The sequence below is a fragment of the Stenotrophomonas maltophilia group sp. msm1 genome, from assembly GCF_032025805.1.
In the GTDB taxonomy this organism is placed as follows: Bacteria; Pseudomonadota; Gammaproteobacteria; order Xanthomonadales; family Xanthomonadaceae; genus Stenotrophomonas; species Stenotrophomonas hibiscicola.
On sequence record NZ_JAVSKH010000003.1, the window covers coordinates 296,385 to 319,589 of the forward strand.

The 23,205-nt window shown below is 61.9% G+C and carries 32 protein-coding genes; 8 read left to right on the forward strand and 24 right to left on the reverse strand.

Annotation, left to right across the window (positions count from 1 at the left end; all coding sequences use genetic code 11):
- Positions 1-252 precede the first annotated feature (252 nt).
- Positions 253-1,290, forward strand: coding sequence for a hypothetical protein (locus ROV95_RS16500; RefSeq protein WP_024957694.1), 1,038 nt, complete (start codon positions 253-255; stop codon positions 1,288-1,290).
- 88 nt (positions 1,291-1,378) lie between these two features.
- Positions 1,379-2,932, forward strand: a complete 1,554-nt coding sequence (locus tag ROV95_RS16505) for an AAA family ATPase (protein ID WP_312545368.1) — start codon at positions 1,379-1,381, stop codon at positions 2,930-2,932.
- 382 nt (positions 2,933-3,314) lie between these two features.
- On the opposite strand, the gene ROV95_RS16510 is transcribed toward ROV95_RS16505, so the two are convergent.
- From ROV95_RS16510 to ROV95_RS16545, 8 genes are all read right to left on the reverse strand, one after another.
- The gene (locus tag ROV95_RS16510; RefSeq protein ID WP_024957697.1) at positions 3,315-3,530 is read right to left on the reverse strand and encodes a hypothetical protein; all 216 of its coding nucleotides are present in this window, start codon (positions 3,528-3,530) and stop codon (positions 3,315-3,317) included.
- Positions 3,517-3,735, reverse strand: a complete 219-nt coding sequence (locus ROV95_RS16515; RefSeq protein WP_049419296.1) for a hypothetical protein — start codon at positions 3,733-3,735, stop codon at positions 3,517-3,519. Before ROV95_RS16515 ends, ROV95_RS16510 begins: the two co-directional genes overlap by 14 nt.
- A gap of 336 nt (positions 3,736-4,071) precedes the next feature.
- Positions 4,072-4,296: a hypothetical protein gene (locus ROV95_RS16520; RefSeq protein ID WP_046433416.1), complete on the reverse strand. Its 225-nt coding sequence runs from the start codon at positions 4,294-4,296 to the stop codon at positions 4,072-4,074.
- A gap of 323 nt (positions 4,297-4,619) precedes the next feature.
- Positions 4,620-5,174: a hypothetical protein gene (locus ROV95_RS16525; protein WP_143572929.1), complete on the reverse strand. Its 555-nt coding sequence runs from the start codon at positions 5,172-5,174 to the stop codon at positions 4,620-4,622.
- 11 nt (positions 5,175-5,185) lie between these two features.
- Complete coding sequence (locus ROV95_RS16530; protein WP_049419299.1) at positions 5,186-5,773, reverse strand: ParA family protein; 588 nt, start codon at positions 5,771-5,773, stop codon at positions 5,186-5,188.
- Between the two features lie 197 nt (positions 5,774-5,970).
- Complete coding sequence (locus tag ROV95_RS16535; RefSeq protein WP_049419301.1) at positions 5,971-6,441, reverse strand: hypothetical protein; 471 nt, start codon at positions 6,439-6,441, stop codon at positions 5,971-5,973.
- Positions 6,438-6,683, reverse strand: coding sequence for a hypothetical protein (locus ROV95_RS16540; RefSeq protein ID WP_049419303.1), 246 nt, complete (start codon positions 6,681-6,683; stop codon positions 6,438-6,440). Before ROV95_RS16540 ends, ROV95_RS16535 begins: the two co-directional genes overlap by 4 nt.
- On the reverse strand, positions 6,680-6,907 hold the full coding sequence (locus ROV95_RS16545) for a hypothetical protein (RefSeq protein WP_143572931.1): 228 nt from the start codon (positions 6,905-6,907) through the stop codon (positions 6,680-6,682). Before ROV95_RS16545 ends, ROV95_RS16540 begins: the two co-directional genes overlap by 4 nt.
- 120 nt (positions 6,908-7,027) lie before the next feature.
- Between ROV95_RS16545 and ROV95_RS16550 the strand changes: the two genes are divergently transcribed.
- Entirely contained in the window at positions 7,028-8,959 is a 1,932-nt protein-coding gene (locus tag ROV95_RS16550; RefSeq protein WP_080353161.1) for a type 4 pilus major pilin, read from the forward strand.
- Between the two features lie 2 nt (positions 8,960-8,961).
- Here the strand turns inward: ROV95_RS16550 and ROV95_RS16555 are convergent, their stop codons facing one another.
- The 4 genes from ROV95_RS16555 to ROV95_RS16570 form a co-directional block, all read right to left on the reverse strand.
- Positions 8,962-9,120 carry a hypothetical protein gene (locus tag ROV95_RS16555; protein WP_158230919.1) on the reverse strand — a complete coding sequence of 53 codons (159 nt, stop codon included), beginning with the start codon at positions 9,118-9,120 and terminating at the stop codon, positions 8,962-8,964.
- A 298-nt stretch (positions 9,121-9,418) separates the two neighbouring features.
- Positions 9,419-9,916, reverse strand: a complete 498-nt coding sequence (locus ROV95_RS16560) for a hypothetical protein (protein ID WP_239667460.1) — start codon at positions 9,914-9,916, stop codon at positions 9,419-9,421.
- A gap of 74 nt (positions 9,917-9,990) precedes the next feature.
- Entirely contained in the window at positions 9,991-10,374 is a 384-nt protein-coding gene (locus tag ROV95_RS16565) for a hypothetical protein (protein WP_046433505.1), read from the reverse strand.
- A 1-nt stretch (position 10,375) separates the two neighbouring features.
- A complete protein-coding gene (locus ROV95_RS16570) occupies positions 10,376-11,194 on the reverse strand; it encodes a hypothetical protein (protein WP_049419311.1) in 819 nt (272 codons plus the stop codon).
- Positions 11,195-11,300: 106 nt separating this feature from the next.
- Here ROV95_RS16570 and ROV95_RS16575 point away from each other — a divergent pair, with 106 nt between their 5' ends.
- Both ROV95_RS16575 and ROV95_RS16580 read left to right on the forward strand, forming a co-directional pair.
- On the forward strand, positions 11,301-11,657 hold the full coding sequence (locus tag ROV95_RS16575) for a helix-turn-helix transcriptional regulator (protein ID WP_049419313.1): 357 nt from the start codon (positions 11,301-11,303) through the stop codon (positions 11,655-11,657).
- 27 nt (positions 11,658-11,684) lie between these two features.
- Positions 11,685-11,996, forward strand: a complete 312-nt coding sequence (locus ROV95_RS16580) for a hypothetical protein (protein WP_140222682.1) — start codon at positions 11,685-11,687, stop codon at positions 11,994-11,996.
- 62 nt (positions 11,997-12,058) lie between these two features.
- Here ROV95_RS16580 and ROV95_RS16585 read toward each other — a convergent pair whose 3' ends face one another.
- The 7 genes from ROV95_RS16585 to ROV95_RS16615 all read right to left on the reverse strand — a co-directional run bounded on the left by ROV95_RS16585 (position 12,059) and on the right by ROV95_RS16615 (position 14,820).
- The gene (locus tag ROV95_RS16585) at positions 12,059-12,244 is read right to left on the reverse strand and encodes a hypothetical protein (RefSeq protein ID WP_008268538.1); all 186 of its coding nucleotides are present in this window, start codon (positions 12,242-12,244) and stop codon (positions 12,059-12,061) included.
- Positions 12,245-12,280: 36 nt separating this feature from the next.
- Complete coding sequence (locus tag ROV95_RS16590; RefSeq protein ID WP_049419319.1) at positions 12,281-12,532, reverse strand: hypothetical protein; 252 nt, start codon at positions 12,530-12,532, stop codon at positions 12,281-12,283.
- 474 nt (positions 12,533-13,006) lie between these two features.
- The gene (locus tag ROV95_RS16595) at positions 13,007-13,381 is read right to left on the reverse strand and encodes a hypothetical protein (protein ID WP_049419324.1); all 375 of its coding nucleotides are present in this window, start codon (positions 13,379-13,381) and stop codon (positions 13,007-13,009) included.
- Positions 13,378-13,617 carry a hypothetical protein gene (locus ROV95_RS16600; protein ID WP_040008402.1) on the reverse strand — a complete coding sequence of 80 codons (240 nt, stop codon included), beginning with the start codon at positions 13,615-13,617 and terminating at the stop codon, positions 13,378-13,380. Before ROV95_RS16600 ends, ROV95_RS16595 begins: the two co-directional genes overlap by 4 nt.
- A gap of 40 nt (positions 13,618-13,657) precedes the next feature.
- A complete protein-coding gene (locus ROV95_RS16605; RefSeq protein WP_049419329.1) occupies positions 13,658-13,876 on the reverse strand; it encodes a hypothetical protein in 219 nt (72 codons plus the stop codon).
- Positions 13,863-14,048: a hypothetical protein gene (locus tag ROV95_RS16610; RefSeq protein WP_049451917.1), complete on the reverse strand. Its 186-nt coding sequence runs from the start codon at positions 14,046-14,048 to the stop codon at positions 13,863-13,865. Before ROV95_RS16610 ends, ROV95_RS16605 begins: the two co-directional genes overlap by 14 nt.
- Positions 14,049-14,433: 385 nt before the next feature.
- Positions 14,434-14,820, reverse strand: coding sequence for an H-NS family nucleoid-associated regulatory protein (locus ROV95_RS16615; protein WP_049451918.1), 387 nt, complete (start codon positions 14,818-14,820; stop codon positions 14,434-14,436).
- Between the two features lie 385 nt (positions 14,821-15,205).
- Here ROV95_RS16615 and ROV95_RS16620 point away from each other — a divergent pair, with 385 nt between their 5' ends.
- From ROV95_RS16620 to ROV95_RS16630, 3 genes are read left to right on the forward strand one after another with little or no spacing between them, the layout of a single operon-like run.
- On the forward strand, positions 15,206-16,882 hold the full coding sequence (locus tag ROV95_RS16620) for a PAS domain S-box protein (RefSeq protein ID WP_099605708.1): 1,677 nt from the start codon (positions 15,206-15,208) through the stop codon (positions 16,880-16,882).
- On the forward strand, positions 16,879-17,256 hold the full coding sequence (locus ROV95_RS16625; RefSeq protein ID WP_258390950.1) for a hypothetical protein: 378 nt from the start codon (positions 16,879-16,881) through the stop codon (positions 17,254-17,256). Before ROV95_RS16620 ends, ROV95_RS16625 begins: the two co-directional genes overlap by 4 nt.
- Positions 17,257-17,262: 6 nt before the next feature.
- Positions 17,263-17,541, forward strand: coding sequence for a hypothetical protein (locus ROV95_RS16630; protein WP_080354857.1), 279 nt, complete (start codon positions 17,263-17,265; stop codon positions 17,539-17,541).
- Between the two features lie 654 nt (positions 17,542-18,195).
- On the opposite strand, the gene ROV95_RS16635 is transcribed toward ROV95_RS16630, so the two are convergent.
- The 5 genes from ROV95_RS16635 to ROV95_RS16655 form a co-directional block, all read right to left on the reverse strand.
- Positions 18,196-18,765: a DUF488 domain-containing protein gene (locus ROV95_RS16635; RefSeq protein WP_024957540.1), complete on the reverse strand. Its 570-nt coding sequence runs from the start codon at positions 18,763-18,765 to the stop codon at positions 18,196-18,198.
- A gap of 106 nt (positions 18,766-18,871) precedes the next feature.
- Positions 18,872-21,415 (reverse strand): DNA ligase D, encoded by a 2,544-nt coding sequence (gene ligD, locus ROV95_RS16640; protein WP_049419338.1) that lies wholly within the window; start codon positions 21,413-21,415, stop codon positions 18,872-18,874.
- A gap of 12 nt (positions 21,416-21,427) precedes the next feature.
- Entirely contained in the window at positions 21,428-21,604 is a 177-nt protein-coding gene (locus ROV95_RS16645) for a DUF3606 domain-containing protein (RefSeq protein WP_008266817.1), read from the reverse strand.
- A gap of 18 nt (positions 21,605-21,622) precedes the next feature.
- Positions 21,623-22,567 (reverse strand): Ku protein, encoded by a 945-nt coding sequence (locus ROV95_RS16650; protein ID WP_049419341.1) that lies wholly within the window; start codon positions 22,565-22,567, stop codon positions 21,623-21,625.
- 84 nt (positions 22,568-22,651) lie between these two features.
- Complete coding sequence (locus ROV95_RS16655) at positions 22,652-23,161, reverse strand: DUF892 family protein (protein ID WP_024957537.1); 510 nt, start codon at positions 23,159-23,161, stop codon at positions 22,652-22,654.
- Positions 23,162-23,205: the final 44 nt, after the last annotated feature.

The following is a 23,205-nucleotide window of genomic DNA, read 5'->3' on the forward strand; positions in this document are numbered from 1 at the left end:
TTTTAGTCAAGCGAGTGGCCTCGGTTGAAGTTCACTGCCCCCCGGTATTCGATCAGCGGTTGGGGGGCCAGTGCTGGTCTGGAAATGTTTCGGGCAAGCGGGCTCTGGGTTTTGGATCGGCGGTCGCTGGGGAGGTTCGACAGGCTCGGCAAAGCGTTTTAGTCAAATCTTTTTCAAACTCCTGCAACGCCCCACTGCCCCTGTTCTGCGATCCGGTTGCTGGGCCTGCGTTGAACGGCTGGGGGGTGTTCCGTGTTTGAGCTGACCCCCTTCTTGGATGCCATTGCTCAAGCCGATGCCCCGCTGGAAGGCAAGGCCAACGGGTGGCAACGCAAGGCTGTTTTGGCCGAGTTCGGCAACGCCTGCGCCTTCTGCTCCGCTCCGCTCGACCTGGCCTCTCCCAAGTCTTGGACGGCTACGCCACTGGTGCCCGCGCAACTGGGCGGCCCCGTCAGTGTCGTGGAGAACTGGGTGCCTGCCTGCCGTCCCTGCGTTGCTGCCAAGGGCCTGCGAGATATCGTGTGCTGGAAAGAGTGGCAAGCGTCGGCGACCCCTGACCGCGTGGCGCTGCTGCTGGAACGTCGGCGCTCTGCGTTGCTGTATGCAGAGAACCACTTCACCCCGTTGAGCCGCCACTCGAAGCGTGAGCGGCTGCTGGCAAACCTGTCCGCCCGTTTCGACAAGCCCCGCTTCCGCGTCTACGCCTGGTCGGGTGAGGTGGATGGGGAGCGCGTTGGCCTGGTGGGCTGGAGCACGCGGTCAGGCGATGCCTTGGCACTGAGCGAGGCCCTGCTGGCGTTACGAATGAGGGACGGGGGCGAGGTGGTGGCAGAGGGCCAGGTGACCCTTCTACGGCTTCCGGTGGACGCGTTCCTGCGGGCCGTGTGGGCGCTCATCGAGGCCCATGGGATCGTCGTGCCGTTGGATGTGCCAAGCGATGGGCCGCTCAATGCAGATGACTGGCGGGAATGCTGGCGACACCGAGTCATGGACCCGGTCAGCAACCACAAGCGGGTTCCGATGACCAGCAGCCAGGCGCTGCCTCATGCTCCCCGCGTGCTGTCCACCAACCCGGATTCCGTTCGCCGGCTGGCCCAGCTGCGGGCCGCCCGCCGTGCTGACCGGGTGGAGGAGGCGGAGCTGCTGTATCGCGAGGCGATGGCCCGAAAGAGCAAATACCTGGAGCGTGTCAGACGCGGCTTGGAGGCCCCGATGCCGCTGGACGAATACCGGGCGTGGAGCGATGAGGTGAGGCAGCTGGGCGTGGACTGGGTGAAGCTAAAGAACTAAAGCCGCTCTCTCGCTATCATTGCCTCAGAAGCGGCACGGTGGGCATCGATTGAGTGCCCCGACAAAGGAATCGTCAAGGGACTACGAAATGGCAATCAGTCAGCAAGTGATTCATGGCTTGAACATCACGAAGCTCAAGGGAATCTTGGCTTTGGATGAGATTCGATTCGACGAGAAACCGCTCACTGCAATCCTCGGGCCGAATGGTTGCGGCAAGTCAACGGTATTGCACGCGCTCGCTTGCTGTTATAGGCCACCCGAAGGATCGGACGGCAAGAGCTGGCAGTTTCGGGAGTTCTTCACTCCCACATCCGATTCAACGTGGGCAGGCAGCTCGCTGATCATGCATCATTCATTTAGAGACGGCTTGACTGAGCATAAAGACATCAGCACCGAATACAGAAAGAAGGCGGACAGGTGGTCCCCTCGCTATTCGAGGCGCCCGGAGCGCGACGTTTACTTCATCGGAATAAAGTCCTGCGTTCCTCGCATTGAGGAAGAGACCTATAACTCAGCCATCAACTATCAAACAGAGGTGCACGCTGACGCCACGCTCATAAAAGCAAAAATGGGTGTAGTGTTCAACCGTGCCTATACCGAGGTCAATGTTCACAAGGCGCATGCCGGACGAAAATACAATGGCCTTGCACTCGATGGCAACAGGTATTCTGCGCTTGCCATGGGAGCGGGCGAGCAGAGAGTTCTGGAAATCCTATCCGTCGTCTTCAAAGCGCCGAAGTATTCACTCATCCTGATTGATGAGGTTGACCTCCTACTACACACCGCCGCGTTGACTCGCTTGATGCAGCTCCTACATGATCGAGCTAAAGAAAAATCGCTCCAGATAATCTTCACAACCCACAGAGAGGCGATTCTTGACCTCACGAAGATTGCCAGCATCAAACACCTACACACGGTCAAAAATCAGAACAAGACGTATTGCTTCTCAAATACGAAGCCTGAGGCACTCCACCGACTGACCGGGGAACGGGATCGGCCGCTTGAGGTTTTTGTCGAAGACGAAATGACCTTGACAATCGTGGAACACGAGCTTTTTTCGCTGGGAATGAAGCGCTATGCAAACATAACATCCTATGGCGCGGCGACAAACTGCTTCACCCTCGCTGCTGGATTGATGCTGTCCGGAGCACACAGCGTCGAATCTCAGCTGTTCTTGCTGGACGGTGATGTTTATGCAAGCGAACACCAGCGACGGGAACGTGTCAACGCGGTTCTAACTGGAACCGAAACCAGCGCGTCGGAGCGCCGTGAGCGTTGCCTCGAAGGCATCAGAAAACTTATCCCGGCGAATGATGCAGCTGCGGCGCCGGAGACGCAGCTGCATTGGATGATCCGTAGTCTGCCACCACAAGATGACATTGAAGGAACTGAGATCATTGAACTCGCACAAGGTATAGAAGCAGTCGATGATACGCACTCCTTCATCGAGCTGATTATTAGCACACTTAACATCAACAGGGCTGCCGGCCTATCGCGCATAGTTGATGTCGCTTCAAGGTCGCCGCATTGGCAACTCTATGTGTCGGAACTACGGGAATGGCTGGAGCTTAGGCAAGCCAGTGTTATCGAATCAGATACCAAGCCCTTGCCAGCAGTAATACCCTCCCCCTCTGCGGAGTAAGCAAAAACGGCTGCGATGGCCTTGCAGCATTCTTCACCAGCTCTGCTCCAAACACCGATCTACAAGTTGCCGCATCGCCTCGCCCAGCGAGATCCCCGCCGTTCGGGCATCCCGCACCAGGCCCTGGGCCACCTCTTCAGACACCTTCGGGTCCGGCAAAATCGCGCCGTAACGCTTCCCATCCGGCCCATGCTTGGCACGGACTCGGGGCCCGAACGGCTGCCGGATGTCGGCATGGGTGGCCACCAGGGCAGCCAGGGCAGCGGTAGGCGTGAGGCCTTGTTGGCGAGCGAGGGCTCGGAACGCGGCGGCCTTGTCGGGGGCAATGCGAACCGTGGGCAGCCGGCGCGGGGCCGGCTGCTTGGGTCGGATGGCGTAGGGGTTACGAACCACGAGCGATCTCCTGCAAAACGCTATTGCTCCTCTTTTTTAAATCTTCTTTGTGGAGCTTGAGAAGCTCTCGCATATCTAGGACATGCGCATCGCTTTCAATCAGAACGTTGGATGCATCGACGTAGATCAGCTCTTTCTTCGGTCCAGACAACCGGCGCGGGGCCGGTTGCTTGGATTGGATGGCATAGAGCTTAGGCATCTTCATCCTCGCCCTCCTGTCCGTAGGCCCAAACAAAACGCGTTTCATCCACGATGCGCATGTTGCGCCAGCCCAGTTTCTGCTCCAGATCTTCCATGCCGGCTTCGGCTTCGGCGAGTGTCGAGTATTCCGCGTTGTCGATGGGCTCCCAGCTGCTGCTCCAGCTGTTGGTGGAGTAGTCAGCTTCGATGGTGAAAGTGTTTTTTTGCATGGCGGTTACCTTTTTGGCTTTTTCGGTCAGCGGTATTGCTTTCCTATAAATCCAGGTTACGACAGGCCCTGAAAATGTAAACTCAAAAACAACACATTTATTTGACTAAAGCGTAGAACTGACGGGCAACCGCAGAAAACACAAAAACCCTGAAACGCCTCACGTTTCCAGCCAAGCACCGGGCCCGGCGGAAGCCGAGGCCCCACCCGCCTTTCCCCAACACGCTTTTGCTCTAGCCGCTTTTGCCGTCGCTCTTTCCACCCGCCGCCAGCCATAAAAAAGGCGGCCGATGGCCGCCTGTCTTTCACTACACCCCAGGGATGGCGTAGGACCTGCTCATAGCTCTGCCATGATTTCCTTGTGATCCAACGCCTCGGAAACCTCGGCCAGGGTGGCATACCCGCAAAGACTGTCTTGGTATTTCCCGTCCGAAAGCTCCCACCGCGGCATGGCTTCGCAGTTGTTGGCGGCTTCCATTTTGACGTGGAGCCCAGCTTCGGAGAGTCGCAGCCCCAAACGGGCGGCGCGGTTTTCGAGGGTTTGGCGGCGAGGGGTTTTCATGATGAATCCTTGTTTGGTTTTCAGGTCAGCGGTATTGCCTCCCTGCAAATCCAGGCTACGACAGAGCGTAAAAATGTAAACCCGAAAACAACACATTTATTTGACTAAAGTGCAGAAGTGACGGGCAACCGCAAAATACACGAAAACCCTGAAACGCCTCACACTTCCAGCCCAGCACCGGGCCCGGCGGAAGCCGCGGCCCCACCTGCCTTTTCCCCAACATGCTTTTGCTCTAGCCGCTTTTGCCGTTGCTCTTTCCACCCGCCGCCAGCCATAAAAAAGGCGGCCCATGGCCGCCTCTCGCTCGTCAAACCGCATCAGCCCTACCTCTTCTTCCGGGCCCGCCCCACGATGGCTTTCCGGACCTGCTTCCGCACCGGGTCCAGGTCGTCGGTTGCCGTGGTCACTACGAGGCGACGCTTGCTCTTTTTGAGCTCTTGGCAGGCCCAGGACGCCAGCGCGATGAGCGCGGTGGTGAGAATCGGTTGATCTTCCCCGGTGACGTCCTGAATCTGCTCCCGCAGTTTGGGCGGCACGGTGACCATCGTTCGCTCGGTCCTCGCGCCCAGCTCGTCGCGGTAGTCGAACATCGTTGAATCGCGCCCCACCTCCAGGTGAACCCTCTGGCCGTCCCGCAGGTAGGGCCGTTCCTCGGAGTAGTCGAAATAGGTTCTCCGCCCAGGCGCGTCCCCTGCAGCCACCATCAGCTCTGCCAGCTGCTCTTCGGAAAACTGGTCCAGATCAATGAGCGGCGCATACGTGCGTTCCGGCTTGGCGTGGACCACTTTCGCGGCGGTGGACAGGTCTTTGCGGGCTTTGGCAACGGCGTTCTTGGCGGGGGTCTTCTTGGCAGCCATGAGGTCCGGCAGGGGCAGCATTGGGATGTCCATCATGCATTCCCCCGGCCCGGGTTGGCCAACCTTTTTTGGATAGCCTGACCTACCCGCAAAATGTCTTCTCGGGCCTTGTCCACCCCAGCTCCTCGCATGGAGAACACGGTTTCCCCCAGTTCGTAATAGCTGGCCAGTGCTGCGCGTTCGGGAATGACGATGGCGCCTGCCAGGCTGGGATCTTCCAGCCGGCGGCGGTGCTCCGCCCGCTTGAGGTTGACCCGATTGGCGACCGGCAGGAAGGGCTTGCCCTGACGTCGCAGCGTGTCGATGGTCCGCAGGTAGACGACGTAACTGCCCCCGTCGAGCAGCGTTGGGACGATGTAGAGGTCCGCGTCCGGCAGCTGGTCTTTCACTGGGGCGCTGGGCGGCAGGTCTTGAATCTCCAGGTCGAAGCCTGGGGATGAGGCACGGCTCACGGTGAACGGCGTTTCCCCGTCGCTCATCGCTGACCACGCCACGGAACCGCATTGCGGGTCGCGGTCGTTGACGAGCACGCGGGATTGGCCGGCAAACGCGGCGGCGAGGTTGAGCGAGAGCGTGGTGCGCCCCACGCCCCCCTTGAAGCAGCAGACAACGAGACGCATGAGATGGGCTCCTTTTATGGGTAGGTCGTGCAACACACTACGATGCAAACCTATTCCCGCAAGAGCCATGCAGCGAGGGGGTTTCAGCGGTGCAGACGTCTTAGGTTCAGCTCCCCCGGGGCCCGGCGGAAGCCGTGGCCCACCCTGCCGTTGTCTCCACCCCGCCTTTCGGCGGCGAGTAGCCGCCGGCACGCGCTTCAAACCTCTTCAGCGACCGGTTGCTGAGTCTTGATGAACGCTGGGTGGTAGCGGTGAAGGTGGGTGTTCATCAAATCTGCGGTATGGCGTGCGAACCATGCCTGCATGGCCGGGCAAAGAACGCCCCCGCAGACCTCCGCCAGCGTTCGGCCTTCGTCCACCCGGCGCCGCTCCAGCTTCCCGGTGTGCCCCCGTCGCACCACGAACCGCTCCCCGATCTGAACCAGCGGATTGGCCCCGGCGTCCATAAGCGCCTCAATCATTGCCGCATAACGCGTCGCCAGGACCGGGTCCGACTGGATGGCCTTGGAATACATGAGGGAGGCGACGGCCAACGCAGTGATGCCAGGATCGCCGGCCACGCCAGCGTCGAGGTCGGACGTTCCCTTAAGTGTGTGTAGCCACCCATAGAAGGCCAGCGGGTCGTTGGTTTGGATGGCCCTGATGAGGCTTTCGGTCCCGGCACTCATTGCCCACCTCCCAGAACCCCGATGAGCACCAGGGCCACCAGCACGTAGAACGGCACCAGCACGATGCTCCACCACGCCTTCGAAACCTCTTGCAGCACGCTTCCTTGGCGATGCTCCGCCGGCAGTTGATAGAAGCGCATCAGGGCGCGCCCGGCGGTGATGGGGTTGGCGACCAGGTCCCGGTAGAACACCGCGGTGCCCAGGAGACCGACAAACAGCAGGGCCATGTTCAAGAGGCTCATACGAACCGCTCCTCTTCCTTCTTCCAACGCCGCTCGTGGCGAGCGCGGGTGGCGAGGCGCTGGAGACGCCGGTGCTTGTCGGCCAGTTGGTTCAGGCCATTGGTGCGGTCCAGGAACCGCGCGGCGGTGTGGAGTTGGAAATGCGCCAGGTCGGTGCTGGCAGGCTCGACGGGATGAATCTTCATGTCTTCACTCTCTTTTTGTGGATAGGTCGGCTTACCCATTAAACCGCTCCTACACACGATCCAACCACATCGCCAACCGATGTCAACCCATTGATTTGAAAGATTTTTGACTAAAATCAAGAACTGCCGTCGGGGCTTGTCAAAACGCGGTTGTGTCGCATGCTGAAGTGCATGACACCGCATGCCCGCCCTCGCCGCCGTTCTTCCGCTCCAGGCTTTGGCCTGGTCGAGTTGCTGCTCGCATTGGGGGTTGCCACGGCCATGGGCGCCGCCGCGTTCTGGGTCTACCCCCGCGTTACTACTCGGGTCAATGTGGCGTCGGACGTCGAGAACGTTCGGCACCTGGCCAACCGCGTTGATCGGTCCCATGGCGTCGTTGGCTCGTTCCGGGGCGTCAGCACGTTGAACGTCCTTGAAGATGGGCTGGCCCCCGCCGACTTCCGCCAAGCCAGCGCAGCGACCATGAGCAACGCGTGGGGTGGTGCAGTGACTGTGTCCCCGGCCACGGTGCGCTTGGCGGGGGATGCCTTCTCCGTGGGGCTGTCCGGGCTTCCTGCGCGGGCCTGCGTGCCGTTCGTCTCCGCCCTTGCGGGCGACGCGAACGTGCGGGACGTGATCGTGGGCAACACCAGTGTTTTGTTGGGCAACGGCGGAACCCTGGACGTCCCCGGCTTGGGATTGGCGTGCGGGGCCGATGGGGCCGTGGTCGATGTCGTCTATTACTCAGGCCTGGTCGCCGGGTCGTCGGTCGCCGTGGTGCCCACGCTTCCCCTGCCCTCCACGCCCGCCGTCCCTGGCCCTTCAACGCCGACCCCGGCTGGGCCCGTATCCACCGCGCCCAGCGTGCCCGATGCACTGCCTGGCGTTCCTGGGAGTGTGTCGCCAGGCCCTGGGGTTGCTCCTTCCCCGGCGGTTCCGCCGCTTCCTGTTGCGCCCAGCGTTCCGGTGCCTCAGCCGCTCCCAACGCCGGTCCTCACCCCGGCTCCGCCGGCCTTGGTGCCGTGCCGGCAATCGGAAAGCTCGGTGGCTCGGGCCAGCTGTCCGACGGGCACGTGGGGCACGGAAACGGTGCGGACACGCCAGGTCTGCGCCGCTGGCGACGTGGATCCAACCTCAGACGCCGCGTGGGAGCATCCCGAGGCGTGGGTTCAAGCCCAGACGGTGGCGGCCGTGACGGCGAGGGATTGCCAGGCCTGCCCTGGAGCCGCCCAGGAGGAACGGGATCAATGGCTGTCCACTTCGCAAGCCTGCCCGTCAGGCCAAACCGGCACGCACACCTGGGAGCGCCAGCAGGTGCGGTCGCGGGACGTGTTCACCCATTGCCCGTTCGGCACCACCGCCCTGCCCGGCCCCACTTACGGCGACTGGTCGGCGTGGGCAGATACGGGGGGCCGTCGCAACGAGGTCAACACGTGCAAGCCCACGGCCCCGCGCTGCAGCGATGGCAGCTTGCAGGTGGCGGCGTGGTATTCCTCCGATTACGTGGACCTCCCGCTCCCTTCGGGCTCCTCCGCGATTCAATACTGGTATCCCGACGCAGTGGTTCGTCTGACTCCAGCGGAGACAGCACGGCTGCAATGGGCATTGAACAACGTGCCGGTAACCCGCGTGGAGACCCCTGCCCCGATGCCTGGCAACTGGCCGGCCGACGTGAGCGAATGGGCTTTCTACGAAGAGCAATGCAACGCGCTTTCGGACGCGGGGAACATCCGTTACGCCTATTCCTACGATTTCGAGTGCGTTTCCAACATGGGCATGCACTACTGCGACTACAACTGGACCACCGGCGGCACCTCTTTGGCCGTGTGCCGCCAGGCCTGCGCGTCCGATTTGGTGGGCAAGACCAACAATCCGTATCGCTGGGAGTGGCCCGAGTCGTCGGTGGTGGCTTCGACGCCCTACACCACCTGCACGGGCCAGCCTGGATGCACGCCCAACGGCGGTTTTGGCACCCAGCAAGGCCTGCCGGCGTGCAACGAGCACAACGTGGGCGAGACCTTCGCGTTCAACTGGTATCGCCAGTTCTACAACCCCGTGCGGGTGGACTACCAGGCACTCACGCTGACGTGCAGGGGGCCCACCGCCCACTGATCTCAGCTGATACCGATCAGGCTTCTGCCGTAGCCGGACAACACTTCGCGACCGCTATCCTCGATCTCCAGATAGCCGCCACGTCGGAGCTGATCCAGCTGATACACATCTAGGCCCTCTCTGCGGAAAAACATTCCAGCCAAAATATCCGGGTTCGCCATGGCCAGTCGAACCGTGCAGACATGGTCGCTCGCAAGTGAAGTTTGCCCTGGGCCATGTGGAGTTCCACACCTCCGTCCGCGGCTCGCCGCACGTCTGTTACAACGGCCTAACGCGTCGTAGAACCCGGGAACGGGTATTCAATGGCATCTCCGGGGTGCAGACGCTCAGCAGTCGCATTGACCACGATATACCCGTCCTTGAGTCTTTCCTTTTCCATGCGTGCCTTCTAGTTCCAAGGGATCTTCCCTGAACTTGAGTATAGACGCATATAAATACTCGCTCGCGAACTAACGGCACTTAGCTTGAAGGCCAAGCGGACCTATCCCAAGCCCGCTTGGCCCACCCGAACACCACGGCCAGCACCCCGATCAAGAACACGCCATACAGCCACGCGCCGTAGAACGCCATCGTGGCCACCTCTCCATACACGGGATGCTCTGCATACTTGAACCCCAGAACGGCAGCCGCCACCACCGTCACCACGCCCAACCCTCCCCCGAGCAGCGCCCCTTTCAGGAAGCCGTGCTTCCGAAAATACGGCATCCGCCCCGTGCGGACGTGCCAGTCCCAGAGCCGCTGAGCCCGGATGTGGAGCGCCAGGCAAAATGCCAAAAACGCGAAGACGAGCGCACCGGGCACACAACAGACCAGGCCAATGAAGAAGTCGCGCTTCATCACCTCCAGGCCGGCCGCCAGCCCAACCAGGCCCAACGGACCCAAGATGACGCTCGGGAGGATCAGCGCGGATGGGCCCGGCGGCGCATACACAACTTGCTGCGGCGGATAGCGGTTCATATGGTCCTCCCCTGTTGGATGGCTGCACGCTTGATCGGGACCGGCGTGCAGTCAAGCGGCGGACTGCGGCCCGTTTAGCCCGCAGACGTCCCTTCGTCGGTCACTTCGACCACTTGCCAGCCCTCGCCCTGCGGGCGGAACAGTGCACGCAGCTTCGGCTTGAGGGTGCTTGGCTCGGGCTTGGTGGGCTGGCCACCGATGGACCCCTGCGCTTTTACCGACCCGCCCACCATGCATTCTTGATCCCCATTGGGCTTCTTCTCGCAGTCGAGATCCAAGCCGCCCGCGTCGGTGACTTCAAACCGCCAAGAGCGCTGGAGGGTTGCCTGCCTCCCCTGCTCGGTGAAAAAGCCTTCCACGACCTTCACCCCGTCCTCCTTTGAGGGGCCCTTGTCACCAGAGCAGGCGGTCAGGGTCAAAAGTGCCGCTGCTGCGGCCACGATCAGTGCGTGCTTCATGTCATGCGTCCTTGTCTTTGGAGGGGGTGATGCCGATGTTCTGGGTCTTGTAGCCGATCTCCAGCCGGTCGATTTGGAGAACGATGTCGGGCAGGCCGTTGGGCTTCAACCTGCCCTCCACGACCTTGAAAAAGATTCGGTCTCCCGCGGCGTCGCGCCCCACCCGTCGCAGCTCGGCCGCGTCTTCCGGCTTCAATCGCAGCGCGGCGTGGTAGCGCCCGCCATGCTCGACCCCGACCACCGCACTGCCCTTGCCCAACGGCGAAGGGCCGATAACGGCCGTCGGAAGAAAGTCAGGCGAGCGGGGATACCAGTCGTGGTTCATGACCAGCACGTAGGCGTGGAGAATGTTGGTCTTGGGGTCGATCTCCACGTCGATGTAGGGCCGCAGGTAGAACGCATCGGTAGAGGCGATCTGCCGCGCCTTGGCCTCAAACGCAGACGCCGGGTCGCCCTGCAGGCCTATGCGTTTGAACTGGTGCCCCCATGAGCCGATGCAGTGGGCCCGCATGGCCGGTGTCAGCGCCGCGCCGGCCTTGGCTTGGGCAAAGAGGTCTTCTTCGCACATCTTGTGACCACCCGACGCGGTGGCCGCCAAGCCCCACCGGATCCGGGTGTAGCCGTCGAGCATCGGAGGGTCGCCGTCGTCCCAATAAGTGCCGGCGGGTTCCAAGTAACGCTTGGTCGCAGGCGCGGAGGCTGCATCTTTCCCCGCCTGCATCAACCCCTTGCCAATCTTTCCCAGAATGCCGTGCTGAGCGGTGGCGGTGCCGCTGGCCAACGCTAGGCACACGGCCACGGCTGCAATCGCTTGCTTCATGCATCCCCCTGATCCCGGCCACCATGGCCTTGTTTGCCATTTTGGCAAATGCGGTGCAGCATGGGAAGCGGCAGACTGAGGGATTGTTCCCGGTTCGTGATCGCCCATGCCTGCCCCTCTCGCCCCAGCTCACACGTTTGGCCGCCGCTTACGCGAGGCCCGGCTGGCCAAGGGCCTGACGCAAGCAGAGTTGGGAGCCGTGCTTGGGTTGGACGAGGAGAACTCCGCCGCTCCCAGGATTTCTCGTTACGAGAGAGGAGATCGGGTGCCGGATCCAGCCACGATGGAAAAGCTGGCCCAAGCGCTGGGCTTGCCGGTCGCCTATTTCCATGCCACCAACGATCTCATGGCGGAGACGTTGTTGGTGATGTCGCGGCTTGACCCAGAGCAGCAGCGAGAGCTGCTGAAGAAGGTGAGGGATTACGCCCAGAGCCGCGGCGTGGACATCGATCCTCCCGAGTAACGTCAACGATCTCAGGGAAGAGGAGACATGCTGAAACGACTTCGACGCTGGTGGCTGCGGCGGGATGCGCCAAGCCCGATGGCACCGGAGCAGTTGCAGGCGCTGATGGACATCAACCTTCTGGAAATCCAGTTGGCAGCGTTGGACGCCCTCAGGCCCTCGACGCCAGCCGCGGAGGCGACCAGGCTGCGATCCCATGCTTGGCTCGCGTCGGTCCGTGGCCAAGGCCCGGTCGGGACACCGAACTGGAGCGAACTGCGGGCAGAAGCGCGAGCACTGAACCGTGATCTGGCGGCCGCCCTGGCTGCCGCGCACGTCGCTGCGCCTTCAGAGACGTGAGACGAGCCTATCGCTCCATGCGAGGCGAACGAGCTCCGACGATGGCCAGGGTGCGGGGGTCATCAGAACTCGTAACCGTCTGGCACGCCCGAGGGGATGCCCTGCATGGGGCCCGAGTAGCCCACCTGCTGAACCAGGTTCTGGGCGGTTTGCGACATGCGATCCAGGCGTTCCGGGACTTGGTCCAGGGCGAACAGAACCATGCCAAAAAGGGCGATGTTGAGCAGTTTGTTGAAAAGTTTGCGCACGAGCGGGGTCCTCCGTGGTTGTCAGGGGTTCGGGTTTCAAAAAAGTTGGTGGTGTTGGGCGATGCCGAACAAGCAAAGCGCCCAGGTGGCCGCAATCGTTGGAGGAGCCAGGCAAAGCGGCACGCCGAGGGCGATGTCCGACAGCTTGGCCTTGGGGTCGGTGACCATCTCCCATCCCAGCTTGGCCGCCCCCATCCCCGACATGGCGTCGAACAGGAATCGCAGGAGCGCTGAGGTGGTGGCGACGGAGGACCGGGCGGGCGCTTGGGTTTGGCTGCGGGTATTCATCAGAGCGCATCCAGTCGGTCAGCAATGGCCAGTCCGGCGACCAATCCAGCCAAGAGGCAAAAAGCAAAGAACGTCAACATGGGGTTTCCTTTGGTTAAAGAGCATCGGCGCCCTTCTCTGATCTCAAGGTAAAAGAAAACCAACTTTTCGCAATAGATTAACCCTACATTTTTCTGACTAAAAAACAAAAATGATGAGCAGACGCAGAAAATACAAAAACCTTGAAACACCTCACATTCCCAGCCCCGCGTCGGGCCCGGCGGAAGCCGAGGCCCCACCTGCCCTTTCCCCAATGCGCTTTTGCTTTGAGCCACTTTTGCCGTTGCCTTCTCTCTCCTAGATCTCAAAAGAACGCGGCCCGGGGCCGCGCCTGAAAAGCCCCCTTCGGGGAGGAAAGGCCCAGGGCCGGGGCTTCCGCCCCAGCGTCCGCGTGGCTGTCCTTGGCCCCATGCCCGCAAAAGGCAGTCCGATTCGTCAGGCGCTGGATTGGATGCATCGCCAGACCAACTGGCGAACGGCTTCTGGCTGACGAATGCCGATTCGGTTGGCGTCGATGAGCAGGGCCATGGCGACCTGGGGAGCCACCTGCACACTGGGGAGCGCGGTTTTGTAGCGCTCTCGCCCCTTCGCCGCCTCTCCGGTCCAAGGCGTGGGGCGTCGAGGGGAAAACGGTTCTCGAATCTGGGCGTGTTGCTCGATGAGCTGGGCCAGTGCAGCGCGCATGCTCAGGCCTTGCGCGGCGGCCAGGGCTTGAAACGCGGCTTTGCTAGGCGCGTCAATCCACGTTTCGTGGATGGTCTCCACAAGTGGCATGTTGTTCCGCTTGGGTTGTAGCGTGTAGCGGCTCATCCGCTCCTCCTCTTCTCCTTCAGGTCTGCTCTTACATACAACCCCGAATCCATAAAAACGAGGGCCATCTCGCGAAACGAAACGCCCGCCGGAAACTCTTGACTCCAGACCACAATCCCATCTTTGAGGTAGCTGTATTCCTGGCGAGTCACTACGCCAAAGCCATCTTCTGAGTCGCACATGTATTTGACCCGGTGGCGGTAACCGGCGTTCTCGATTTCAATCAACTCTTTCATTCGAACCCTGCTTGTGAGGGCCAGAGGACGTAGCGCCTTCTCATGCGGTCCTCCGACTGGGCTTAGCCATCCAGCCCTGGGCGGCCGCCTCTTCAGCGGTCAGCAACGCGGAGGTGCCCAGGAAGCGCGTGAGCTGGTAATGGCCGATGGTGTGCGGATACCGCTGCAGGTGGGCATGCATATCCCTGTCGAAGTAGCACGTGCCCCCGGATCGGCGCTCGTAGGCAAAGTAGCGGCGGCGGCGTTCAAGCAAGCCCATTATTCGCGTTCCTCTCCGCAGCGTATTGCTTGGCCTTCTCTTCTGCCCCGCCCTTTGAAAAAACCATGTTCCAAGAGTCGGTGAAATCTTCATTCACCACGACAAACACCCCTTCTTTGAAGCCATAGATGCGCCCGGGAACCACGGTCTGCCTTACGAACTTCCATCTCATCAGAAGCGCTCCGACTTGTCGTAAGCAATAGCTTGAATACCCATGTCTAAATCCCGATTTATAGAAAGGAGTTATCTCATCTTTACAAATCCAGATTAGGGCAGCAGAAACAAATCGCAATAGGTTTATCCGATCATTTCTTAGCTAAAGTTCAAGATTGACGGGGCAAAAGCAGTTTTAGGAAACCTTTGCATCACATCACACTTCCCGTAAAGCCCAAGGCACGGCGGAAGCCGTTGCCGCTTTTCGCCGCCTTTCACTCCCCAGACTCGGCGGCAGCGCCGCCGGCTCTTGCTTTGGCCGCTTTTGCTCTTTGCCTCCAACCCCTCGCTCAAAAAAAAAGCCCCGGTTTCCCGGGGCTCTATCTGCAACGCTGTAATGCCGGTCAGGCCTTATACGGGTGCGCCGGCCATTCTTGGTCCGGGTGCTTCTTTTTCCACGCCTTGCCTTCAGCAGTTTCGGCCCACGCAAGGAAGGCCTTCGGCTGCCGCCCGGTGCCAGCCCACGTGGTCCCATCCGGGATCTGGAACTTCGGGGCGCGACTGATGCCAGCGCTCGCGGAAACCGCCTTGCGTGGCTCAAGCAGCGCCTTCAGATCGTTCTTCTGCTTCGTCGTGTAATGCTGCGCAAACTGCTGCAAAGTCTCGTAGACCCCTGCAAAGCTGGCCCCGGCTTCGGCCGCAAGCGCATCGCCTTCAGCCTTTTCCATTTCGGCCAGTAAAGCCTCGGCCTCGGCCTTTTTCTTTCGGATTTGTTCAAGCGTCAATGCCACGGCTTTCCCTTGGGGTTGGTCAAACCCCGATCCTGCCGTTTTGCGAGATTACTGTAAACCCTCAACGGCCCAACCCCGGCTCTCCCGTGGCAACTGCCACGGAGGTTGACCCTCAAGAGTCACTGAGGGGATGCCGTACGCCGACCACTGGAGCAGGCCTCGGCGGTTGCGGGGGACTGACCGTGCCCACCCCCACCTTCCACCATGCAATGCCGCAATGTCCAAGGGCTACCGGGCGCCGGCAAAGCTTTGGACAGCGGGAGCAATGCTTAGCGTGGTGCGGAGCGGAGGCGCGATGGCGGAGGGCCATACTGTAGGGTTCACCGGCCCAACACGCATTCCCTGACTAAGCTAGAGCGGTAGCCTACCGTGATAGAGGTGACCGATGGCTGAGGCCGCCCGTCAGTTTGCTCTGGAGTCGTTGCGGATCCTGGATTCCGACCCCGAGCCCTTTTTCGATGCGCTGATGCGGGCCGCGAGAAACATGACGGGCATGCCGGTCGCCCTGATCTCCTTGGTGGACGGGGACCGCCAATGGTTCAAGGCCCAGATAGGCCTTCCCGGTGTGGACGAGACGCCCCGCGACATTGCCTTCTGCACCTGGGCCATCCAGTCCGATGAGCCGTTTGAGGTGGCAGACGCCGGCCAGGATGCCCGCTTTTCGACCAACCCGTTGGTCTTGGGTCCTCCTTTCGTCCGCCACTATGTCGGCGCGCCCATCAGCGCCAATGGCCAGAACGTGGGAACGCTTTGCCTGCTCAGCCCAAACCCGGGAACGATCTCAGCGGAGCAGGGAGCAGCCCTGTCATGCTTGGCCCAGGCCGCCGCAGTCGGCATGCAGCAGCGCGCTCGCCTTCTTGAGCGGGTCAGCGAATCCCAGGCCTTGCAACGGCGTTTTCAGAGAAGCCAGTTCTTTCTGGAGCGCACCAATGCACTGGCCAAGGTCGGAGGGTGGGAGCTGGTGCTTGGAACTGGAGAAGTCAAATGGACCAAGGAGACCCGGAGGATCCATGACGTCTCTGACGACGCGGTGCCCGGCCTGGACACGGCGATTGCCCTGTGTCCGGAAGGCGCACGGCAGCGGCTGGAGGCCGCCCTGGAAGACTGTATCTCATCGGGTGTGCCCATCGATTTGACCCTTCCGTCCAGCAAGCTTTCGGGGGAGCGCACGTGGGTCCACGTGGTGGGCCAGCGGGAAGAGACCGAAACCGGTGCCCGATTGATCGGCGCGATCCAAGACGTGACGGAGCAACGGGCGGCGGTCGAGGCCTTGGCGCATAGCGAGGCACGCTACCGCAGGCTGTTCCAACACAGCCTCGGCCTCATCTGCACGCATTCCTTGGACGGGACGGTCACGTCGGTCAACCCTGCGGCCTCGCACTCACTGGGTCTCTCGGAGGGTGACGTCGTCGGCCGATCGCTGGCCGAGCTCATTCCCCAGAGCAAGCAGGACGCGTTCAAGGCTTACTTGGATCGCATCCGGGAAAACGAGAGCGACTCGGGCATGATGGAGCTGGTGGCCCGCGACGGATCGCGCCGCTTCTGGGCGTATCACAACGTGCTGGACACAGAAGCCCAACCGCCCTACGTGCTGGGCCACGCGCAAGACATCACGACTGAGCAGCAGCTCCACGACTTGGCGACCCGCGACCCGCTCACCCGAGCGTTCAACCGTCGCTACTTGGCCGATCTGGCCCACCAGCAGTTCGATGGGTGGGGCTGTCTGGTGTTTGACTTGGACCACTTCAAAGAAGTCAACGACACCCAAGGCCACGCCCAAGGCGACAAGGTGCTGGTCGACTTCGTGGCTTTCCTGTCCGCCCCGCTCCAAGGCGAGGAAGCGGTGGTTCGGCTCGGGGGCGACGAGTTCCTCGTGTTCGTCCCCGATGCGACGTTGGAACGGCTGAGCGTGTTGGAGGACACCTACCACGAGCGCGCCGGCGAGGCACCGATCCGCTTTTCCGGCGGTTGCGCCATTGGTCGGCCCTCGGAATCGGTGGCCGATACCATCAATCGCGCAGACATGAAACTCTACGACCGCCGAAAGCGGGAACGGCAGTGAGCCTGCCCTCAGATCCGGGCATGGGGCCAGTTGTGGGCTGCCCCCTTACGCCGATGATCGCCTTTAGCGTAGCAAGCGGCCCTTCAGTGCCGCCCAATCTCACCGATGGAGAGGGCAACATGGAGAAGCGGGTGTGCTTTGATTTCGAGATTGATTTCAGCAACGGGGGCGGGATTCAGGGCCAAGGCTTCCGGCTGGACATCGCCGGTGATGACATCACCGATAAGGCGTTGGCCGACTACATCGTGCGCGACATGCGCCTGCTGATGGTGGGCGAGGTTCGCATCCTCAACAAGGAAATCATTGAGGAGCCTCATAAGCGCCCGGCGCACGGCCAAGACGGTTCAACTGTCCACGACCCAAAGGACGGGTGAGCGGCCATGCATCCTGATGTTCTTGGCTGGACTGCAACCGCCGTGTTGATAGCCACGTTGGTCCGGCAAATGATCAAACAGTGGCAGTCTCCCCATCCGGAAACGGTCTCCAAATGGCTGTTTGTCGGTCAGATGACCGCGTCGACCCTGTTCACCGCCTACAGTGCACTTTTGGGGTCAACGGTGTTTGTGGTGACCAATGCCCTGCTGCTGCTCACGGCCGTGGTGGGACAGATCCTGGCTTGGCGTCGACGTCGACGAACCGACGCACCGCCTCCCTGCTGACCCAGTATTGGCTGCACCAAGGAAAGCCGTGGTAGGCGTTTAGCAGCCACTCTTCGTCAGATCCGAAACGGACGCCGCCTGACATGCTCGACCCGGCCTCCGACCGTGACCAGCGTCGAGATGGCCCAGTCGCTGGAAGCGGACACGGGCGGAAGCAACAAGATCTCAACGCCGGCCCCCATCGCCGCGCCTTTCCATACCTCCACTGTGCCATCCTCGCTGGGACTGCGGTGGAGGCCCCAATCCGAGGCGAAATCCGTCAGCGCTTGCTGTCCATGTATCCTATCGAGCGCGCTGCAAAGCGAATCATACTGAGCACTCCTCACTCCCCTCCCCCTTGCATCGTTTTCTAACCTGCGCTTCACCATCCATCCCAGACTACTTCATGGCAGACATGAAGATCGAAAGCCAGTCTGAATCCCTCAGGAGAACGCCAACTTTCTGACGGGGCAGCCTCCGATCCATTACCTGAAGCTGGGACCAGGGACGACCGCCTAAGCCGATTCAGGCAGGGTTGCGCGGCTGCCCGTCGTCTATCAACAACACCGTGCGGCAAGCGCGCGCCAACTGCAAGGCAGCCGACATGTCCGCATAGCTTCGATAGGGAGAAAATGCGCCGGGCGGGCCCGACACGCGATCGCCCTACTGGTTGGTTCAGAACAGCTCCGTCTGAGCCGGTGGGTAGACAAGCGCTGGCCCGACGGCCTGCGCCATCGGGTTCAGCGGATGCGGTTTGGGTTCGGCGTGGGACACGATGTGCAGCACCTCATGGCCCCGGTGCGTCAGCAGGTCGGAGATGAGACGTCGGTGGCAACGCCACCACGGTGCCTCCGCGCACATCAGCGCGGTCCGATGTTCGCCCCCCAGTGCAAGCACCTTCGATAGCCCGCCGGCGAACTCGGCGGTCGCCATGTGGTCTGCGTAGCCCTGAAACGCGGCGTTGTCCCACGCACCATTGGGCGAATCCGGCTGCACCTTGCGCCGCCCGCCCAGTTCAGGAATCCAAAGATACTCCACGCCGTGCGCTGGCAGCGTTTTAGCCATCTGCTCGGATGCGAACCAAGGGTGACGACGCGATCCTGGGAAACGACGCACGTCCGCGATCGCCGAGATGCCTTGTGCGAACAGCAGGTGTAAGAACTCGTCCCAAGGTCGAGTGGAATGCCCGATGGTCCAGACGGTCACCGGGGTCGGAGCGGGAGCATCGCACTGCATGAGGCTCATTGGACAGGAGCCGGCATCAAGCCCGCGTGCTCATCACGTGCTCGGCAGCTGCCAACGACGCTCGCGTCTTCCCGTCTACGCTCGGACACGACCGCGGGGATAGCGGCTAGTCGTTTCGGGCCCATTTCGACAAGTTCTGCTTCAACGCATCGATGCCCTCCCAGGGATCCTTGCGGCGACGTTTCAGCTTGCCCGGCACGTCCTTGATCGTGAACGCGTCAGCCCGCTTGAGCTTGGCCAGCTCACTCCACGCCAAGGGCATGGCCACCGGAGCGCCAGGCCTCCCTCGCAGTGAATAGGACGCCACGGCGGTGGCTCCTCGTCCGTTGCGGAGGTAATCGACGAATATCCGCTTGTTTCGCAGGGCCTTGGTGGCGGTGGCCAAGAACCGCTGAGGTTCCGACTGGGCCAGCGCGTCGGCGAATCCTTTGGCGAAGCGCTTGGTCAGGTCCCAGTCGCACCCCGGGTTGAGGGGCACCACGACATGCAGGCCCTTGCCTCCGGATACCCGAAGGAAGGACTCCAACTCCAGCTGGACCAAAAGCTCCCGGATATCGGTGGCGGCCCTTTTCACTTCGGCGAAGGGCACGTCCGGGCAGGGATCCAGGTCGAACACGACCCGATCCGCCCGGTCGGGCTCCTCCGCGTGGCTTCCCCACGGATGGAACTCCAGGGCATTGAACTGGACCAGCTCCAGCAAGCTGGCCGCGTCGCGCACTACGAGGTAGTGGGCGTTGATGCCGCTGTCCTCCTTCAACTTGACCGAGTCCACCAGCTCCAGCCCGGCGGTGTGGTGCTTCTGGAAGAAGCAAGGCTTGCCGGTGCCGGCGGGGCAGCGAATGATCGAGAGGGGCCGATTGATCACCTCTGGGAGCAGGTGATCCATGACCGCCGAGTAGTAATCCCAAACGTCTTGCTTGGTATAGCCGTCGCCAGGGAAAAGGACCTTGCTCGGGGAGGACAGCTTGGGCGGCATGCGATCGGCTTGAGGCGTTGGGGCGGTCTTGCGGGCAGAAGACACCGCCGATGCCCGCTTCCCGCGGCCGCCCTTTACCGGGGCGCGGTCTGAGTCGGTCAGATCGGCCACGTCCTTGTCGGCCCTCACGGCTTTCAAGGAAGCCTGGCGCAGCAGTTGCTGTCCGCCGATGCCGCGATAGAACACCTCCACCACAAAGCGCGGCTCGAACCAAGTAGCGGCCCGGAGATCGGTGTCCTCCGTGGGCACGTAGGCCGTCGGCTTCTTGCCTCCCCCTTGGATCCTCTTGCTCACGTCCTTGATCAACGCGTCGGAGAACCCGGTGCCCACCCGGCCCACGTAGAGCCAACCGTGTTTGGGGTCAGGTTTGGCCAGAAGGAGCGAGCCAAAGCCGCTGCGGCTTCCTTTGGGGGCCGTATAGCCCACCACTGCGAACTCATCGCTGGCCAGCTGCTTGGTCTTGCGCCAGTCGTCGCTGCGGCCGGTGTGGTAGCCGCGATCGGCGCGCTTGGAAATGATGCCTTCAAAGTGCTGTTCGCCCGCCAGGCGGTAGGCCTCGTTGCCGTCGCCTTGGACGTGAGAGCTGAAGGCCAAATGGCCGGCTTGGCCCTCCAGCAGCTCCTGCAGGAGCGCCTTACGCTCCAACAGAGGTGCTGCGGCCACGTCCACGCCATCGATGTGCAGCAGGTCGAAGAGCGCGTAGGCCAGCGCGCCTTGCCGCTCCCCGGACAATGTCGCCTGGAGCAGGTTGAAGTCCTCCTTGGTGCCCGATCCGGCGATGAGTTCGCCATCCAAAGCCGCAGAAGTGAGGCCCAATGCCGCTACTGCGTCGCGTATCTCGGGGATCTTGTCGGTCCACTCCAACGCGTTCCGGGACCAGAGCCGGACGGCCCCATCGGCGACCGTTGCGAGGATCCGATACCCGTCCCACTTGATCTCATGGACCCATTGGTCGCCCTGCGGTGGGGCGTCCCCCAGCTTGGCCAACTGGGGCACGAAGGGGCCGGAAGGCGGGGCCGCCTCTTTCGCTTTGGGCAGGGCCAAGGCCTTCTTGGCCCAGTTCTTCCGTCGCGCACGCTTTGCAGGGAGGGCTTTGAGCTTCTTCTTGTCGGCTTTACCGCCGCCGGCCCTCTTGATGTCTGCCGTTGGGGCCGCCGACACATCGGCGAGCAGATCGTCCGCTTCCAGATCGCTCGCATACGCATCGTCGTCCTTGAACAACAGCCACTGCGGCTGACGGGCAGGCTTGCCGGAGCGGACCAGGTGCCACCCGCCTTTGAGCTTGGTGCCAAACAGCTCGAAGCGCAGGTGACCCTTGGCAAGTTGTGCCTCTGGGTCTCCTTGGGTGGCCCAGACGCCGTGATCAAACTGGGCCACGTGCCCACCGCCGTATTGCCCTTTGGGGATCTCGCCTTCGAAGCTGGCGTAGTCGACGGGATGGTCTTCTACTTCCACGGCCATGCGCTTGACCTTGGGGTCGTAACTGGGGCCTTTGGGGACGGCCCAACTCTTCAGGGCGTCGCCGATTTGCAGCCGGAAGTCGTAGTGCCGGCGGCTGGCGTGGTGGAGTTGGACCACGAAAATGGCGCGCTGCCCTTGGGGCAGCGCTTTGCCAGGTTCCGGCTCCTTGGTCTGGTCAAAGCGGCGCTTGCGGCGGTATTCGACCAAGGACATGACGGCTCCTCGTTACTTGCCCAAGTGCTTGCGAACGGCCGCAGCGGTGGGGCCCACGGCTTTGACGGCGGCCCGGAGCTCGTCGGCGGACACGCCCAGCGCCTTGGTCCAATACTGGAGCTCGTAGTCTTCGTTGACGTTGATGCGGTCGCGGTCCGGGCTGCCGGTGTTCTTCTTGTCGTCGCTCATGAGAATCTCCTTGGGTGATCAGGCGCTCTTTCGAGCCTTCTTGGCGGGGGACTTCTTTGCGGCTTTCTTTGCTGGGGCCTTCTTAACGGCGGCCTTCTTGGCAGGCTTGCTGTCTTTGGTGGAGGGCTTGGAGGCGGTCTTCACCGGCGTTGCTTTCGCCGGGGTGCGCTTGTTGGTTTCCAAGCTCTTCTGGAGCAGCGCCATGAAGTCCACCACGTTGGTCGCCGAGTCATCGCGGTGCTCCGGTTCCTCAAACGTCGTCGTGGCACCGGCCTGCTTGACCCGCTTCTTGATGATGTCGGACAGGCGCTCGCGGAACTCGTCCTGGTAGCTGTCCGGCTCCCAGTCAGAGGTCATGCTCTCAATCAGCTGCTTGGCCATTTCGAGCTCTTTGGGCGCAACCCGGTAGTCCGACGCCCCCCCCTGCGGCAGTTTGTATTCGTCCGGAGCCACCAACTCCTGCGGGTAGCGAAGCAGGATCATGATCAACGCATCGCCTTCGGGCATCACCGCGCAAATGTATTCGCGCGTGCGGATGACCACCCTGGCGATGCCCACCTTGCCGGTTTCCTTCAGGGTCTCTCGGAGCAGGACATAGCCCTTTTCGGCCTTCTTGCCGGGCACCAAGATGTAGGGCTTTTCGAAGAACCTCAGCCCGATGCTCTCGGCGTCGACAAAGGCCTCCACGTCGATGGACTCGTGCGTCTCGGGGGCGGCCGCGGCGATGTCTTCTTTCTCTATGACGACGTAGCTGCCCTTGTCGTATTCAAAGGCTTTGACGATGTCCTTCCAAGGCACTTCTTCGCCGGTTTCGGCGTTGACCCGCTCGTAGCGAATGGGCTTTTTGTTTCGTGCGTCCAACATGCGAAAGCTCAGATCCATGCGACGCTCGCCGGACATGAGGGACACCGGAACGTTGAGCAGCCCGAAGGACAACGAACCACTCCAGATGGGCCTGGGCATGCCAGCCGCCTCCAATCCTAGGGCCTTTCGTTGTAGGCCCGGCCGCGGCGGCGGGGCGTGAACCCGGCCGGCGCGGCGCAGCGGTTACTTTTTGGCTTCGACGCCCGGCGTGGCGTCGCGCACCATGAACTCTTCGGTCACCTCGGGCAGGTGGGCCGCCAGCCAGTCGGCCATCGCCTCTTCCTGCACGAGGATTTCTTCGCAGATCCGGGCCGTTTCTGCATCGCCCACCGTCTTCGCTGCGGCGATCAGGGCCGTGTAGGAGGCGATCTCGAAATGCTCGAAGACGTAACCGGCCATCGCGCCTTTGACGATCTCGTCGGAGGCCGTCATGCCGCCGACGGCCTGACCGAAGGCTGCCATCTTGCCCATCACGTCCTTGAGGGTCGACGGCGAGCCGCCCAAGCGCTTGATGCACCCTTCCAGCCGTTCGCGCTGGCCAATGGTTTCCTGAATGTGCTCTTCAATGCGCGCCTTCAGCACTGGGTAGTGCTCGATCCGCGAAGCCTGCCCCTTCAGCATGGTTTCGGCTTGCTGTTCCATCGCGTGTGCGTCGCGCAGCCAGTCCAACAGGTTCTCTTTGAGCTCTGCCATGGATGTCTTCCTCTCGTGTCGGGCGAAGCCTTACCGTATCGAGG